Here is a 15,993-nt window from a genome sequence, read left to right on the forward strand (position 1 = left end):
GTGACCCAGGTCAAGGGTGAAAAGCAAGAACACGACGTCGGCGCCCCGCCCGGCGGGGCGACAGGAGGGGGCTCTGCCGCCCGGAAGCGCAGGTGTCGCAGATTCATTTGGAATACCAAATTAGGGTAGGATGGTCCGAAAGCACACTGTCCCCGGGAGGGCTGGTTCCATGACCCTGATTCTGAATGCCTCTTCACTGCAGGCCGCGATCGACATGCCCTCCACCGTCGCTGCCATCGAGCGTGTCTTCGGCGACGCCGCTCGCGGGTCCGCCGCTCAGCCGTCTCCCGTGGCCATGCAGGTCCCGCCGGCCGATTCGAGTTTCGTCGTCATGCCGGGACTGGCCGCGGTGGAGGCGATGGCATCGGTGAAGCTCCTGGCCGACATCCCCTCGAATGCGGGGCGCGGGCTGCCGACGCAGCGTTCGACCATCATGCTCAGCAACCACGTCACCGGCGAGGCCCTGGCCATCCTCGACGGGCGGGTGCCGACGCGGATCCGCACGGCCGCCGCCAGTGCGGTGGCGAGCAGGCACCTGGCCCGGCCGGGGTCCCGGGTCCTGGGCCTGGTCGGCGCGGGCGCGCTCGCGGTGGCGCACGTCGAGGCGATGCTCTGCGTCCTGCCGATCGAGAGGATCGTCGTCTGGTCCCGCACCAGCGAGCGAGTGGAGGAGTTCCGGGTGGCGGTGGCGCACCACGGCGTGGAGGTCGAAGCGGCCGGCAGCATCGAGGCGGTCTTCGCCGGGAGCGACGTCGTCTGCACCCTGACGCCGTCGGTCGAGCCGATCGTGCGTGGCGAATGGTTCCGGCCCGGTCAGCACATCAACGCCGTCGGGGCGCGCCCGCGCCCCGGGGAGCGGGAGATCGACTCCGCCGGCATGGCGCGGGCCCGCGTGTTCGTCGACCACCGGGGGACCGCCGCCGCGAAATCCGGCGAGTACCTGCTGGCGCTCTCCGAAGGCGCCATCGGCGAGTCGGACATCGCCGGCGAGCTCGGGCAGGTCATCAGCGGGGATGTCGTCGGGCGCAGGGGAGAGGACGACGTCACGCTGTTCAATTCGGTGGGCATCGGCCTGCAGGACCTCGCCGTCGGGCGGCTCGCCTACGACCGGGCCCGCGAGCTGGGTCTGGGGTACGACGTCGACATGTCGAGTTAGCGCGAGCGCGCACGCGGGGCTCCTCGAGGCGGCGGCCGATCACGCGCGGGCGGTTTGGGACCTTCGGTCCAGGCGCTTCTGGTATACAGTTTTAGTGTCGCCTGGATCACCTGTCGGAAGGATTCTCCGTGCTTGTCAGCAATGTCCGCCCGTGGGCCGCAGAGCCCAGTGACGTCTACCTCGACGGCGACCGGATCGCAGCGGTCACCGCGCACGACCCCCGGCGCGCGCTGGAGGCGTCCGACGTCGAGGGGAGGGGTCGCCTCCTGATCCCCTCCTTCTCCGACGTGCACGTGCACCTGGATTCGACGCGGATCGGGCTGCCGTTCCGCGAGCACACTGGCGGGCCCGGGGTCTGGGCCATGATGAGCAACGACCGGGAGAACTGGCGCGAGGCGGAGATCGCCCTGCCCAAGCGTGTGGCGGGCACCCTGGAGCGCATGATCGCCCGGGGCACCACGCGGGTGCGCTCCTTCGCGCAGGTCGATGTCGACTGCAAGCTCGAGAAGTACGAGGCCGTCGTCGCGGCGAAGGAGAAGTTCGCGGACGAGGCCGAAGTGCAGATCATGGTCTTCCCGCAGGCCGGGATCCTGCGGGAGCCGGGCACGGAGAAGTACCTCGAGGCGGCGCTGGAGGCCGGGGCCGACGTGATGGGCGGGATCGACCCCTGTGCGCTGGACCGCGACCCGGTCCGCCACCTCGATTCCGTCTTCGGCCTGGCCGAGAAGTACCAGGTGGAGGTGGATATCCATCTCCACGAGCTGGGCACGATGGGCGTGTTCTCCACCGATCTGATCGCCGAACGCACGCGTGCTCTGGGGATGCAGGGCAAGGTGAACATCTCCCATGCCTTCGGGCTCGGGGGCGTCGACGAAGCGACGACCCGCCGGCTGGTCGAGCTCTTCGCCGAGCTGGACATCTCGTGGACCACGGTGGCGCCGAGCATCACGGACCACCTGCCGATCGCCGACCTCACCCGGGCCGGCGTGCGGATCGGCCTGGGCGAGGACGGCCAGCGCGACTACTGGAGCCCCTACGGCAACTGCGACCTCCTGGATCGCACGTGGCAACTGGCGTTCGTGAACGGGTTCCGCCGGGACGACCTGATCGGGCACGCGCTGGCCGTGGCGACGATCGGCGGCGCCTCGATCATGAGCCGCGACGTGCGGCGCCTGTCCTCGTTGGAGGACCGGCCCGGGGTGTCCGCCGGCGACCGGGCCGACCTGGTCCTGGTCGACGGCGAGACGCTCGCCTCGACCGTCATGGACCGCGGTGCCGACCGCACCGTGATCCACGACGGCCGCGTGGTCGCCGACGGGCTGAAGGTCCTCTCGGTCGCCGAGAGCTACTGAGCGGCGGGTTCCCTGGACCCGGCCGCGGCCGGATAGGTGCCGGGGAACAGCGCGTCGGCACCGCGGCGGAGGTGGTCGCGTTCGGAGTAGGCGGCGACCATCTGCTCGAAGAGCGCCTGCCCTTCGGCTCGCAGCCCGTCCAGGTCGATGCCCGGCAGCGTGCCGTCGACCACCACCGGGCGCCCGGCCACGAAGGTGTCGGTGACGTTGCGGGCGGACCCGTTGAGGACGAGCGTGCGCAGCGGATCCTCGACCGCCCCGTCCCGGAAGTCCGCCAGGGACGCGATCATCAGGTCGGCCTGGGCGCCGGGGGCCAGTCGCCCGAGGTCGTCGCGCCGCAGTGCCGCGGCTCCGCCGAGGGTCCCGGCGTCGAAGAAGTCGGAGACCCGGCCGGCGTCCAGACGCTCCTCGACCAGACGGGCCAGGTGCGTCCCGACGTCGATGCCCTTGATGAGGTCCGGCGGGAAGGAATCCGTGCCGAGGCACATGTTGATCCCGGCCGCCTTGAACGCGTCGAAGGAGCTGAGCGCCTTGGAGTAGTGGAAGCTGGTCAGCGGGCAGTGGATGATGCTCACGTCGTTCCGGGCCAGGAGGTCCAGCGGGCCGCCGTCCCGCGTGGCTTCCGGCGCCTTGGCGTCGATGACGATCCCGTGGGGGATGAGGAGGCTGGCGTCGAGGAGGCCGGTGTCGACCAGCTGCTCCAAGGTGGTCCGGCCCGTGAGCTCCGTCAGGAAGCCGTCCTCGGCGGGGGACTGGAGGCAGTGCAGGCGGACCAGCGCGTCGCGTTCGACGGCGGCGCGGGCGGTGGAGCGCATCAGCTCGTCGGAGAGCGTCTCGATCCGGCAGGGGAGCAGGACGCCGGTCACCAGCGGGTGGTCGAGCTCCGCGGCGTAGTCGAGGTAGCGGAGCGCGTCGGCGAAGCCCTGCCGCCCCTCCTCCTCGTCGAAGAGCACCACCCGCCCGCCGTCCTCGTCGGTGACGTTGACGCCCGAGCGGTAGGCCGGTCCCAGGAACCCGCGCAGACCGATCTCCAGGCTGGTCTCGGTCATGCCCTGGAGTTCCTCGAAGGTCTCGGCCCAGGCGCTGTGGATCTCCGAGGCGATCGGCATGTACGTCGTCACGCCGTGCAGCGCCAGCTGGGCCAGGGCGAACCGGCGGACGGTCTGCCGCTGCTCCGGGGTGAAGACGTCGTGCCGGCGGTGCTGGAAGTAGTCCCGGGACCACTGCAGCCCCGGGGCCGTCTCCGGTGAGGGCCACGAGTCGATGATCATGTGGTCGATGTCGGTCAGGGCGTCGAGGTCGATCAGCCCGGGGGCGATCAGGCTCTGCCCGTAGTCGCGGCGCTCGTCGACGGGTCCGTCGTAGCCGGTGCCGACGTAGAGGATCTGGTCGTCCTGGACGACGACGTGCCCGTCGGTGATCAGCACGTGCTGCGTTCCATCGAATCCGAGAATGTACTGTGCGCTGAGCTGCGTGATCAAGATTCCTCCAGAGCCGTAGTTTAGTATTCCAAAATTGCCTGACGCGGGGTTCGGGGCGAGGCGGTTGAGGCTTGTGAGTGCTGCAGAGCCTGCAATCTCAACCCAAGACCCTTGTCCGGCGACGTGATCCAGCTTACACTCGTGTATACCAAATCTGGAGTTCTGGCCTTCGACGGCCAGTATCGGCGAGAGGCACGGACCATGGAGAACGAATCCACTGCAGCGGTGGACGCGGCGGCTGCCGCTGACGAATCGACGCGCGCCCGGTCGAAACTGTTCACCCCCACGGCGCGGCAGTGGGGAGCGATGATCCTCCTGTCCACCGCGATCTGCGTCGGGGCCATCCTGCTCGGAACGTACAAGATCGAGCTGGGCAGCGCCGCGATCGTCCTCATGCCCATCCTGTGGGCGGTCCTGATGGGCGCCGTGATCGGCGTGCAGCGCCTCAAGCCGCTGTCGGGCCAGAGCCGGGCGGTCTCCTCTGTGCTGCTCGACATCAGCATCGTCCTGTTCCTCGCCGCCCTCGGCGTGAACGTGGGGCCGGCACTGTCCGAATTGACCGACATCGGTCCCGCCATCCTGCTGCAGGAGGTGGGCCACATCTTCGGCACCGTGCTCCTCGCGCTGCCGGTGGCCGTCGGGCTGGGCCTCGGGCGCGTCGCGATCGGCGCCACGTGGGCGATCGACCGCGAGTCGTACCTGGCCTACGCCCTGCAGAAGTTCGGCGTGAAATCCCCCATCTACCGGGGCGTATTCTCCGTGTGGTTGCTCGGCAGCGTGTTCGGGGCCGTCTTCGTGTCCCTGCTGGCCGGCGTGCTGGGCGGCACCGGATTCTTCGATCCCCGTTCGCTGGCGCTGGGACTGGGGCTCGGATCGGGTTCCATGATGATGGGCGGCGTCGCCGCACTGTCGATCATCTACCCGGAGAGCGCGGGGGAGATCCTGGCGCTTGCTGCACTGTCCAACCTGGTGACCAACCTGGTCGGCTTCTACGCGGGTGTCTTCCTCTCGCTGCCGTTGGCGCAGCGGCTCTACAAGTTCTGGGCCAAGGTCTTCGGCCGGGACGACGAGGGACGCCGGATCAAGGGCAGGAAGGCGGACGCCGCCCGCCAGCGCGACCGGGATGTGGACGTGTCGGCCGTCGTCGTTGATCCGGAGGTGAGGATGAAACCCAGGATCTGGGTCTTCGCGTTCGGCGTCTCGCTGGCCGTTGGCCTCCTGCTCAACTTCGTGGGAACCCGAACCTTCCGGTGGGCTGACGTTGCCGGCATCCTGGTCCTCGGCGGACTGACCGCAGTGGCGTTCCTCCTGGCGCGGAAGTTCCGCTCGGTGCCGCCGAGCGTCTGGGTCCTGGCGCTGGCGACGCTCGTCTCGGCGCCGTTCATGCCCACCGCCCCGGCCGTGGTCGCGGCCACCGGGCACCTCGATGCGCTGTTCGTCGGGCTTGCATCGATCGCGCTGCTGGGCCTGAACCTGGGGCGCGACGTCAAGGCGCTCAAGACGCTGAACTGGAAGATCGTGATCGTCGCGATGGTGACGTTCTCCTCGACCTTCATCGCGGCCGTGCTCCTGGCGGAGACGGTCATCAATCTCTGAGGACGGGGAGCGCAATACCGACGGCCCGGCGCCACCTGGTGGTGGCGCCGGGCCGTCGGCTTGTGCGGGCTCCCAATGGTTGACATGCCCCGCGGGGTCGATTCCGGGGGTTGGGGGGTGGCAGGTCACCGGGGAAACCGATCCCCGCGGTCCTAGAGCTTCTCGGTCGCCTCCAGGGCGTCGAGGACGTACGCGTAGTCCCACGCGCGGTCCTTCCAGCCTTCGTAGCGGCCCGAGGCGCCGCCGTGGCCGCCGTCCATCTCGATCTTCAGCACGATCGGGTCCGTGCCCGTGGTGACCTCGCGCAGCTTCTGTACCCATTTGGCCGGCTCGACGTAGAGGACGCGGGTGTCGTTCAGGCTCGTGACAGCCGCGATCTTGGGGTACGGCACCGCGGCGATGTTCTGGTACGGAGTGTACGACTTCATGTACTCGTACACGGCCGCGTCCTCGATGGGGTTGCCCCACTCCTCCCACTCGAGGGCCGAGAGCGGCAGGTCCGGGTCGAGGATCGACGTCAGCGTGTCCACGAACGGCACCTGCGCCACGATCGCGCGGTACAGCTGCGGCGCCAGGTTCGCGACGGCGCCCATCAGGAGCCCGCCGGCGGACCCGCCCATCGCGGCCACCCGGTTCGGGGCCGCCCAGCCGGCCTTCACGACGTGCTCGGTGACGGTGATGAAGTCGGTGAACGAGTTCTTCTTCGCGAGCTTCTTGCCGTCGTCGTACCAGGTGCGGCCCAGCTCGCCGCCGCCCCGGACGTGCGCGATCACGAAGACCACGCCGCGGTCCAGCACGGACAGCCGCGGGATGCCGAAGGCGGGGTCCATGCTCAGCTCGTAGCTGCCGTACCCGTAGACCAGCGCCGGGTTGGTGCCGTCGGCCTTCACGGAGGCGTGGCGCATGATCGTGACCGGGATCCGGGTCCCGTCGGCGGCGACCGCCCAGTCGCGCTCGGCGACGTAGTCGGACGCGTCGTAGCCGTGGACCGGGGTCTCCTTGCGGAGGGTCAGCGCGCCGGTCGCCAGCTCGTAGTCGTAGATGCGCGGCGGCGTCAGGAAGGACGTGTACTCGATCCGCACGATCGGCGACTCGTAGTCGGCCCCGGCCAGCGACGCCGTGTAGAGCTCCTCGTCGAAGCCCGGCTCCACCGGTTCGGCCTGCGCTGCCGTGCCCAGGCCCTGCACCGGCAGCACCTGCACGCGCTCGGTCGTGTCCCGGCGCAGCGCCACCAGCAGGTGGGTGCGCGTCACGGCCGTGCCCTCGATCTTGACGTCGTCGCGGTGGTCGAGCACCGTCGCCCACGCCTGCTCGGCGAACGGCTTCTCGAACTCGGCGCCGGGCACCAGGGAGACCATGTTGTTCACGGCCCGCTCGACGGCCGGCCCGCCGTTGTGCGTGACGACGTAGTGCCGCCGCCCGTCGATCGTCACCGGGTCCATGCCGTGCAGGACGTGCTCGTCGCGGGAGAGCAGCAGGCGGGGACGGGCGGCCGGGTCCGTCAGGTCCAGAGTGTGCGTCTCGGCGTACTCGGAGTTGCCGACGGAGACCAGCAGCTCCGTGCGGTCGGGCGAGAGGTCGAACCCGGTCCACATCCCGGGGTCGTCCTCCTCGAACAGCACGACGTCGTCGCCCGCCTCCGTGCCGAGGGTGTGCATCTTGATCTGGTGGGGGCGCCACGTGTCGTCGACGACGGTGTAGTAGATGCGCTCGCCGTCCGGCGAGAAGACGAGCCCGTAGAACACGTTCTCCACGGTGTCGGGCAGCAGCTCGCCCGTGCGCAGGTCCTTGATCCGGAGGGTGAAGCGCTCGTCGCCGGCGTTGTCCACGGCGTAGGCGAGCAGGTTCCCGTCCTCGGACACGGCCATGCCGCCGAGGGAGAAGAACGGCTGGCCCTCGGCTTCGGCGTTGCCGTCGAGCAGGACCTCCTCGCCGTCGATCGGGGTCCCGCTCTCGATCACCGGCGGGGTCCAGTCGGCGCGCAGGTCGCCGGTGTCGGCGGCGGCGACGCGGCACTGCACGAAGTACTGCTTGCCCTCCTCGGTGCGGGTGAAGTACCACCAGCCGCGCTTGCGGGCCGGGACGGAGAGGTCCGTCTCCTCGGTGCGGGCCTTGATCTCGGCGAAGATCTTCTCCCGCAGCGGCTGCTGGTGGGCCGTGACCGCCTCCGAGTAGGTGTTCTCGGCCTCGAGGTGGGTGATGACCTCCGCGTTCTCCTTGTCGCGCAGCCACTCGTAGTCGTCGACGAAGGTGTCGCCGTGGTGGGTGCGCTCCGCGGGCACCTTCTTGGCGAGCGGGGGAGCGGTGCCGGCGTGCGGCGTCGTCGTGGTGGCGGCAGCGGCGGCCAGCTCCGCGTGGGACGGACCGCGCTCGGCGGGAGAGCTGGCGGACAGCGTGGGTTCACTCATGCACCCATTCAACTGCAGCAGCGTCGATTCCGCGCAGGCGGGCGCCGCGTGTTCGCCCATAGCGGCATGGCGTAACCCGCGCCGACCCGCTGCGGGCGGGGTCCGCCGGCCCCGCGGAATCCCCGCATCGCGGTCCGCCACCGCCTGTCGACGGCGTTGACCCGGTACCGCTCGCGCCCCGGCGGTGTGTGGTGTTGACCACTCGGCCCCGACCGCATATCCTGAACGAACGGTCAGTAAATAAATCCCGAGTGAGGTAACGATGGCTGAGCACCACACCAAGCAGGCGGCAGCGCCGGCGGAGGGCAAGGGCGCCCACCTGTCGGCCGTGCCGTCGGACGCGGAGCGCGCCGGGCAGGCGCACTTCGACGAGATCATCGCCAAGGATTCGCGCATCGAGCCGCGGGACTGGATGCCGGAGGGCTACCGCAAGACCCTCACGCGCCAGATCTCCCAGCACGCGCACTCCGAGATCATCGGCATGCAGCCGGAGGCGAACTGGATCACGCGCGCCCCGAGCCTGAAGCGCAAGGCGATCCTGATGGCCAAGGTCCAGGACGAGGCCGGGCACGGCCTGTACCTGTACTCGGCCGCCGAAACCCTTGGCACCCCGCGCGACGAGCTGAACGACCAGCTGCTCTCCGGGCGTGCCAAGTATTCGTCGATCTTCAACTACCCGGCCCGCACCTGGGCCGACATGGGGGCCATCGGCTGGCTCGTCGACGGCGCCGCCATCGCCAACCAGGTGCCGCTCTGCCGCGCCTCGTACGGGCCCTACGGCCGGGCCATGGTCCGCGTCTGCAAGGAGGAGTCCTTCCACCAGCGCCAGGGCTTCGAGATCCTGCTCGAGCTCGCGAACGGCAGCGACCAGCAGAAGCAGATGGCCCAGGACGCCGTGGACCGCTTCTACGAGCCGTCCCTGATGATGTTCGGCCCGCCGGACGGGGATTCGCCGAACTCGCAGCAGTCCATGGCCTGGAACATCAAGCGCTTCACCAATGACGACCTGCGCCAGCGCTTCGTCGGCATGATCGTCGAGCAGGTCAAGGTCCTGGGCCTGACCCTGCCGGATCCCGAGCTGCGCTTCGACGAGGAGTCGGGCCAGTGGATCCACAAGGAGCTGAACTGGGACGAGTTCAAGGCCGTGATCTCCGGCAACGGGCCGTGCAACGTGCAGCGCCTGGCGCGCCGCCGCGAGGCCCACGAGAACGGCGCCTGGGTGCGCGAAGCAGCCGCGGCCTACGCGGCACAACAAGCAGAGAAGGTGGCCTGACCATGACCGAGAACAACAGCTGGCCCCTCTTCGAGGTCTTCGTCCGCTCCTCCCGCGGCCTCTCCCACGTGCACGCCGGATCCCTGCACGCCCCCGACGCCGAGATGGCCGTCCGCAACGCCCGCGACCTCTACACGCGCCGCAACGAGGGAGTGTCCCTGTGGGTCGTGAAGTCGGCGGACATCATCACCTCGGACCCGGACTCCAAGGACCAGTTCTTCGAGTCCCCCAAGGGCAAGGACTACCGCCACGCGACCTACTACACCAAGAGTGAAGGGGTGAAGCACCTGTGAGTTCTTCGAACACCCACATCACCGAGGGGATCGAGGACGACTTCGCCTCGTTCGGCGACGTCACCGCGTCCGCCACCCGCGTCACCCCGGGCAACGCGCTGCGCCCGGAGGACATCGCCGTCGCCGGCGAGGGGCCGGCGTCGGACGCCGTCGCCGAGTACGCGCTGCAGCTGGGCGACGACGCCCTGATCCTCGCCCAGCGCCTGTCCTGGTGGATCTCGCGTGCACCGGAGATCGAGGAGGACGTCGCGCTCGGCAACATCGCGCTCGACCAGCTGGGCCACGCCCGCTCGTTCCTGATCTACGCCGGCAAGCGCCTCGGCAAGACCGAGGACGAGCTCGCCTACTGGCGCGAGGAGGAGGAGTTCCGCTCCGCGCATCTGGTCGAGCAGCCGAACGGCGACTTCGCCGTCACGATCGTCCGCCAGCTGCTGGTCGCCGTCTACCAGAACCTGCTCTACACGGAGCTGACGAAGTCCAGCGATCAGACCATCGCCGCCGTCTGCGCGAAGGCCGTCAAGGAGGTCGACTACCACCGCGACCACGCCATCCAGTGGACCCTGCGCCTCGGCCGCGGCACCGAGGAGTCGGCGCGCCGCATGCGCGTCGCCCTCGCCGACCTGTGGCCGTACGTGGGCGAGCTGTTCGCCGACGAGCAGCTGCACGACGACGTCGGCGACGCCGGCGTGCACCCCTCCACCCTGCGCTCGGCGTGGGACGAGGAGATCTCCGCCGTCCTGGCGGACGCCGGGCTCGAGGTCCCGCAGGTGCCCGACGCGATGTCCCGCGGCCGGCACGGCGAGCACTCGGAGCACCTGGGCTACCTGCTCGCCGAGATGCAGGTCCTGGCGCGCAAGCACCCCGGCGCCACCTGGTAGGCCACCGGAAAAGGAAGAGGAATGGCAGAACAGAGCGTTGACACCGACCTGTGGGCGATCGCCGCGCAGGTGACCGACCCCGAGATCCCGGTGCTCTCGATCGAGGACCTGGGCATCCTGCGCGACGTGAGACGCGAGGGCGACGACGCCGTCGTCGTCACCATCACGCCCACCTACTCGGGCTGCCCCGCGATGGGCACCATCCAGGTGGACCTCGAGAACGCGTTCGCGAAGCACGGCGTCCAGGTGCGCGTAGAGCTCGTACTCACGCCCGCTTGGAGCACGGACTGGATGACCGAATCGGGCAAGGCCAAGCTCGAGGCGTACGGCATCGCCCCGCCCACCGGTACCGGCCACAAGGGCCGCGTCACCGTGGGGATGACCGTGAAGTGCCCGCACTGCCATTCGCTCGACACCAAGGAACTCTCCCGCTTCGGCTCGACCTCCTGCAAGGCGCTGTACCAGTGCCGGGAGTGTTTGGAGCCCTTCGACTACTTCAAGGTTCTGTCATGACTGAGACTGCAACAAGCCGCCGCCGCGCGGCGTTCCACACGCTCGACGTCGCCGAGGTGCGCCGGCTGACCGCGGACGCCATCGAGGTGACGTTCGCGGTGCCGGAGGCGCTCGAGGGCGAGTTCGACTACCTGCCCGGGCAGTACGTGGCCTTGCGCAAGGAGCTGCCGGATGCCGAGGGCAAGGTGCAGGAGATCCGCCGCAGCTACTCGATCTGCGCCGAGCCGACGCCCGGGGAGATCCGCGTGGCCATCAAGCGGGACCTCGGCGGGATCTTCTCCACGTGGGCGAACGAGGAGCTCGCCGCCGGCGCGAAGATCGACGTGATGAGCCCGACCGGCGCGTTCATCTCGAAGCACCAGATGACCGGGCTGAATCATCCCGAGCTGATCGACACCGACACCGAGGACACCTTCGTGGCCGTCGCCGCCGGCTCCGGCATCACCCCGGTGCTGGCGATCGCCCGGACCGTGCTCGCGGCGAACGAGAACACGCGGTTCGACCTGATCTACGCGAACCGGGCCGCCATGGACGTGATGTTCCTCGAGGAGCTCGCGGACCTGAAGGACCGGTACCCGTCGCGGTTCGCGCTGCACCACGTGCTCTCCCGCGAGCAGCGCATCTCGCCGCTGCTCTCCGGCCGGATTGATGCCGAGAAGCTGACCGCGCTGCTGGAGAACGTGATCCGCACGGACCAGGTCGACGAGTGGTTCCTGTGCGGGCCGTTCGAGCTGGTGCAGCTCGTCCGCGACACCCTGACCGGCAAGGACGTCGACCCGGAGCGCGTGCGGTTCGAGCTGTTCACCACGGGCAAGCCGACCCGGCCGGAGGGCCACGTGGGCCGCCCGGTCCAGGCGGACGACGACGGCGACAACTTCGAGATCGAGTTCCGTCTCGACGGCCTCTCGGGCGAGGTCAAGTCGCCCGTCGCGGCGAACGAGACCATCCTCAACGCGGCCCTGCGCGTCCGCCCCGACGTCCCGTTCGCGTGCGCCGGCGGCGTCTGCGGCACGTGCCGCGCCAAGATCACCGGCGGCGACGTCAAGATGGCGGAGAACTACGCGCTGGAGGAGGACGAGGTCGACTCCGGCTACATCCTCACCTGCCAGAGCCGCCCGACGACGGACCGCGTCAGCGTCGACTTCGACGCCTGACCCGGCCCCGGCACGGCACCCGCCGTCGTCGTCCACTATCGCCCGACTCAACCTCCCGGCCCGCACCCACCCGCAACCACTGGAGCCATCGTGATCGATCTGAACATCGCGGACGGCATCGCGACCGTCACGCTGAACGCACCCGAGAAGATGAACGCCCTGGACGTCTCGGCTCTCGCCGAGCTGTCGCAGGCGTACGACGACGCCGCGGCGGCCGCCGAGCGCGGCGAGGTCAGGGCGCTGCTGCTCAAGGGGGAGGGGCGCGGCTTCTGCGCGGGCCGGGACATCTCCGGCGTCGTCCCGGCCGATGACGACGTCATCGGGTATCTGGGCGGCACCGTGCAGCCGGTGCTGGAGAAAATGGCGGCGTTCCCTGCGCCGACGTTCGCGGCCGTGCAGGGAGCGTGCCTCGGCGTCGGGCTCGGCCTGGCGATCGCGACCGACGTCGTATATGTCGCCGACAGCGCCAAGATCGGCTCGCCGTTCGCGAATCTCGGCGCGACGCTCGACTCGGGCGGGCACTGGCTGTTCACCGAGCGCCTGGGCGCGCACCGGACGCTGGATCTCATCTACACGGCGGAGCTGATGAGCGGCGAGCAGGCCGTGGCGCAGGGGCTGTTCAGCCGGTCCTTCGCCGCGGACGAGCTGTTCGAGCGCACCGACGAGATCGTCGCCCGCGTCGCGTCCGGGGCCACCGGCGCGTTCCGGGCCTCGAAAGAGCTGGTGGCGCAGATCCGCGACCAGCGTCTGGGCCTGTGGGCCTCGATGGCCGACGAGAACCAGGCCCAGGCGGATCTCTGCGACACGGAGGACTACGCCGAGGGATTCGCTGCCTTCCAGCAGAAGCGGAAGCCGGAGTTCACGGGCCGTTGACGGGAGGAGTCCCGGTCCGGGGGAGGCCAGGCGGAGGCCGCCCACCTGCGATCCGTGCAGGAGCCACCCGTTGGTGCCGGCGGCCCGGGGCAGGACCTCCCCTACGGGTTCATGCGGAAGCAGGGGCGTGCGCTTTCCGGTGGCGATGAACTGATGCCAGCGGCGCGAACGAAGCCGGCTTCGTGAGTTGAGGCCCGGTGCCAGCCAGTCCGGAAGGGGCCGCAGGGAGCTGAGAATCTCCATCTGTTGGCCTTTTTGTAGGTCTCAGAGGGTAGCGTCGAGTCTCGTGAGGACGCTGCTGCCGGGCGCGTCGATGCGCGGAAACAGTTCGAATCAGGTCTTCTCAGGCATTCCATTGATCGAATCTTCGTTCTATAATTAATTATGGTCCAGACGCAGAAAATCAGGCTCCGCCTCGGGGATATGATCCTCGCGGCGGAGCCCGCTGCGTCCGGTGACGCGGGCGCCCTCGTCGGCGCCCCGGCCCTCGAAGCAGCGGTCGCGGCACTGGGCCCTTCGGGGCTGCTGGAATTCGCCGAGCAGCTGCGCCGGTTCGCAGAAGCAGCCGGATTCGAGGCCGCGGCAGCCCTGGAAGACGCGACCCGGGAGCGCCTCGCCGCCGACCTCGATGAGCTCGGGCGGTCCTCGCCCGGAATGCGGAAGTCGGTGGGCTCGGGCCGCCTCGTCGACGACGCCCCGTCCGAGGTGGTCGCCCAGGAGATCGCGTCGGTGCGCGGCATCGCCCGGATGACGGCCGCCCGCGAAGCAGGTCGTGCGCGCACGCTCGCGGATGACCTGCCGGATGTTCTGAACGGGATGGCCGCCGGCGTGGTGGGGCCCGCCCACGCGCGGTCCATGGTGGACCTCGCGGTCAAGATCGAGCCCGAGCGCATCGATGAGCCCGTCACGGACGATCCGGCCGAGCTCGAGCAGTACGAGCGCCGGGTGGAGGCCAGCCGGCGGGAATGCCGTCGGCGCCGGCAGTCGTTCTGCGGCGACCTGCTCGAGCGCTCCCGCGGCAAGACCCCCGGACAGCTCGAGAGGTACGGCAAGCGCCGGATCGAGAAAGAACTCGACGAATCCTTCACCGAACGCCACCGCCGGGCGAGCGACCGCCGGTTCGTCGCCATCGACGCCGACGAGGACGGCATGTGCTACGTCAACGCCTACATCCCGACCGTCGCCGCCGAGGCCATCGACCGCCGATTGGCGGAATTCGCGGCCCTGCAGAAGCACCGGGATGCCGCTGACGGGGATGAAGACGAGCGCACCTCAGCGCAGGTACGCGCGGACGCGTTCGTCGACATCCTCCTCTCCGGACCCGAAGCGGTGGGTCTGCAGAACGTGAAGCCCGCAGTCACCGTCACCGTGCCTGCGACCGTGTTCCCGGGCCTGAACGGCCCGAACGGCATGTCTGGCCCGGGCGGCGCCCGGCGGAAAACACCCGAAACGGGCGGAAGCGAAGGAATCACCGCCGGCGAAGGTGAAGGCTTCACAGCCGGCCAGGGCGAGGGCTCCATAGTCGGCGAACCGCTCGCGCCTGGTGCAGACCTGCCCGAAGCAGAACGCTTCGGCGCCTTCGGCCTCGGCGAGCTGGAGGCGATCCTGCCGCAGGCCACCACGTGGACCCGCGTTGTCACGGACCCGTGGACCGGTGCGATCACCGCCTTCGACACGGAGGCCTACTCGCCCACCCGGGCCATGCGCCGGGCGCTCGCACTGCGCGACAGGACCTGCAGGGTCCCCGGATGCGGACGGCGGGCCACGGCCTGCGAGCCCGACCATGTGATCGAGCGTCAAGACGGCGGCCCGACATCCCTTGAGAACCTCGTCAGCATCTGCAAACGGTGCCACCGCCTCAAATCGTGGGGACTGCTGGGCTATGACCTCCAACCTGACGGGACGCTCATCGTCGACACCTACTGGGGCACGCGGCGAACCACTCTGCCCGACGCACCCTGGGCGGCTTGGCCCCTAGCCCCGCCGTCGCCCAGGACTCGGGAGGTGGACACCGGCGAGCCCACGGCTCAGCTTTTCATGGTCGAACCCGCCATTAGCTTTGGCGACCCGCCTGACGAGGTCCGGCAACGGGCCGACGACGAAGAGTTCCAGAAAATCGTCGCCCGGCTCGAGCGCAGCCTGGCAGCCTTCATGGAACCCTGCCCGTTCTGACCCGGGTCCAGCTGACCGTTCTGGCCAGGCTCCTCCTCCGCCGGCGCCAGCCCCGTCCGGCCCGCGCCCACCCTGCCCGGTCGGGCGGCCCCGCTCCGGCCCTGCCTGGACCGGCGTCCACCCGGATCGGGTCGGGGGAGTAGGGTGCAAGACGCAGGGGGCCGCAGCAGGCCGGAAGCGCACATTGCAGTCCCCGCACAAGGCAACACCCGCGCCATGCGCGAGGCGGGCCCCAGCGAAGCTGCTCGGCCCGGAAAGGAGCGGAGAGTGGACGGGGCCACCATCGACGACCGGAACGTGAACGATCTGAACGCCAGCGACTCGAAAGACGGCGACTCGAACGTCAGCGACCCGAACGTGAACGAACTGACCGTGGGGCAACTCGCCGATCGAAGCGGGCTGGCCGTCTCCGCGCTGCACTTCTACGAGCGCAGGGGCCTGATCCACAGCCGCCGGACCTCCGGCAACCAGCGGCGCTACCCGCGGTCCATCCTCCGCCGCGTCGCCGTCATCCGGGCCGCCCAGCGGGCCGGAATCCCGTTGAGCACCGTCGCCGACGCACTCGCCCAGCTGCCCCGCGGCGGCGTCCCCAGCCGCGCCGACTGGCAGCGCATGTCGCAGGCCTGGCGGGACGAGATCGAGGACCGGATCGTCCGCCTCGAGCACTTGCGAGACCGGCTCGACGGCTGCATCGGCTGCGGCTGCCTGTCGCTGACGAGCTGCACCATGGCGAACCCCCGCGACCGGCTCGGCGAACAGGGGCCGGGCGCACCAGCGCTGGATGTCTAGCCGGTCAGGCCGGGCGCACCAGCGCTGGACGTGTATCCGGTGGGACCCGAGGGCG

At 69.7% G+C, this 15,993-nt stretch carries 13 protein-coding genes; 11 read left to right on the forward strand and 2 right to left on the reverse strand.

From position 1 onward, the window contains the following. Nucleotides 1–169 precede the first annotated feature (169 nt). Together IE069_RS04760 and IE069_RS04765 are read left to right on the forward strand one after the other, a co-directional pair. Nucleotides 170–1,156 carry an ornithine cyclodeaminase family protein gene (locus IE069_RS04760; protein WP_189348952.1) on the forward strand — a complete coding sequence of 329 codons (987 nt, stop codon included), beginning with the start codon at nt 170–172 and terminating at the stop codon, nt 1,154–1,156. 128 nt (nt 1,157–1,284) lie between these two features. Beyond that, nucleotides 1,285–2,508 (forward strand): amidohydrolase family protein, encoded by a 1,224-nt coding sequence (locus tag IE069_RS04765; RefSeq protein ID WP_189348953.1) that lies wholly within the window; start codon nt 1,285–1,287, stop codon nt 2,506–2,508. On the opposite strand, the gene IE069_RS04770 is transcribed toward IE069_RS04765, so the two are convergent. Further along, the gene (locus IE069_RS04770) at nt 2,502–3,989 is read right to left on the reverse strand and encodes a chlorohydrolase family protein (RefSeq protein WP_189348954.1); all 1,488 of its coding nucleotides are present in this window, start codon (nt 3,987–3,989) and stop codon (nt 2,502–2,504) included. The genes IE069_RS04765 and IE069_RS04770 overlap by 7 nt on opposite strands. Nucleotides 3,990–4,190: 201 nt before the next feature. Here IE069_RS04770 and IE069_RS04775 point away from each other — a divergent pair, with 201 nt between their 5' ends. Further along, nucleotides 4,191–5,585: a DUF3100 domain-containing protein gene (locus IE069_RS04775; RefSeq protein ID WP_229790949.1), complete on the forward strand. Its 1,395-nt coding sequence runs from the start codon at nt 4,191–4,193 to the stop codon at nt 5,583–5,585. Between the two features lie 152 nt (nt 5,586–5,737). Here the strand turns inward: IE069_RS04775 and IE069_RS04780 are convergent, their stop codons facing one another. Then, nucleotides 5,738–7,993, reverse strand: a complete 2,256-nt coding sequence (locus IE069_RS04780) for a S9 family peptidase (protein ID WP_189348955.1) — start codon at nt 7,991–7,993, stop codon at nt 5,738–5,740. Between the two features lie 262 nt (nt 7,994–8,255). On the opposite strand from IE069_RS04780, the gene paaA reads away from it, so the two are divergent. The 8 genes from paaA to soxR all read left to right on the forward strand — a co-directional run bounded on the left by paaA (nt 8,256) and on the right by soxR (nt 15,938). After that, the gene (gene paaA / locus IE069_RS04785; RefSeq protein ID WP_189348956.1) at nt 8,256–9,266 is read left to right on the forward strand and encodes a 1,2-phenylacetyl-CoA epoxidase subunit PaaA; all 1,011 of its coding nucleotides are present in this window, start codon (nt 8,256–8,258) and stop codon (nt 9,264–9,266) included. Between the two features lie 2 nt (nt 9,267–9,268). Next, nucleotides 9,269–9,559 (forward strand): 1,2-phenylacetyl-CoA epoxidase subunit PaaB, encoded by a 291-nt coding sequence (gene paaB, locus IE069_RS04790; protein WP_189348957.1) that lies wholly within the window; start codon nt 9,269–9,271, stop codon nt 9,557–9,559. Further along, a complete protein-coding gene (paaC, locus tag IE069_RS04795) occupies nt 9,556–10,437 on the forward strand; it encodes a 1,2-phenylacetyl-CoA epoxidase subunit PaaC (protein ID WP_229790950.1) in 882 nt (293 codons plus the stop codon). Before paaB ends, paaC begins: the two co-directional genes overlap by 4 nt. 21 nt (nt 10,438–10,458) lie before the next feature. Beyond that, nucleotides 10,459–10,950 (forward strand): 1,2-phenylacetyl-CoA epoxidase subunit PaaD, encoded by a 492-nt coding sequence (gene paaD, locus IE069_RS04800; RefSeq protein WP_189348958.1) that lies wholly within the window; start codon nt 10,459–10,461, stop codon nt 10,948–10,950. Continuing rightward, complete coding sequence (paaE, locus tag IE069_RS04805) at nt 10,947–12,104, forward strand: 1,2-phenylacetyl-CoA epoxidase subunit PaaE (RefSeq protein ID WP_189348959.1); 1,158 nt, start codon at nt 10,947–10,949, stop codon at nt 12,102–12,104. Before paaD ends, paaE begins: the two co-directional genes overlap by 4 nt. A 90-nt stretch (nt 12,105–12,194) precedes the next feature. Further along, complete coding sequence (locus IE069_RS04810; RefSeq protein WP_189348960.1) at nt 12,195–12,977, forward strand: enoyl-CoA hydratase/isomerase family protein; 783 nt, start codon at nt 12,195–12,197, stop codon at nt 12,975–12,977. 423 nt (nt 12,978–13,400) lie between these two features. Continuing rightward, on the forward strand, nt 13,401–15,149 hold the full coding sequence (locus tag IE069_RS04815) for an HNH endonuclease signature motif containing protein (RefSeq protein WP_189348961.1): 1,749 nt from the start codon (nt 13,401–13,403) through the stop codon (nt 15,147–15,149). Between the two features lie 267 nt (nt 15,150–15,416). Beyond that, on the forward strand, nt 15,417–15,938 hold the full coding sequence (gene soxR / locus IE069_RS04820; RefSeq protein ID WP_308425372.1) for a redox-sensitive transcriptional activator SoxR: 522 nt from the start codon (nt 15,417–15,419) through the stop codon (nt 15,936–15,938). Nucleotides 15,939–15,993: the final 55 nt, after the last annotated feature.

The sequence above is a fragment of the Zhihengliuella salsuginis genome, assembly GCF_014651715.1.
In the GTDB taxonomy this organism is placed as follows: Bacteria; Actinomycetota; Actinomycetes; order Actinomycetales; family Micrococcaceae; genus Zhihengliuella; species Zhihengliuella salsuginis.

Bases quoted from the DNA above. Each gene is read 5' to 3' on its own strand.
- paaB (WP_189348957.1), top strand. From the start codon at position 9,269: ATGACCGAGAACAACAGCTGGCCCCTCTTCGAGGTCTTCGTCCGCTCC.
- IE069_RS04815 (WP_189348961.1), top strand. From the start codon at position 13,401: ATGATCCTCGCGGCGGAGCCCGCTGCGTCCGGTGACGCGGGCGCCCTC.
- IE069_RS04775 (WP_229790949.1), top strand. From the start codon at position 4,191: ATGGAGAACGAATCCACTGCAGCGGTGGACGCGGCGGCTGCCGCTGAC.
- paaE (WP_189348959.1), top strand. From the start codon at position 10,947: ATGACTGAGACTGCAACAAGCCGCCGCCGCGCGGCGTTCCACACGCTC.
- paaA (WP_189348956.1), top strand. From the start codon at position 8,256: ATGGCTGAGCACCACACCAAGCAGGCGGCAGCGCCGGCGGAGGGCAAG.
- IE069_RS04760 (WP_189348952.1), top strand. From the start codon at position 170: ATGACCCTGATTCTGAATGCCTCTTCACTGCAGGCCGCGATCGACATG.
- IE069_RS04780 (WP_189348955.1), bottom strand. From the start codon at position 7,993: ATGAGTGAACCCACGCTGTCCGCCAGCTCTCCCGCCGAGCGCGGTCCG.
- paaD (WP_189348958.1), top strand. From the start codon at position 10,459: ATGGCAGAACAGAGCGTTGACACCGACCTGTGGGCGATCGCCGCGCAG.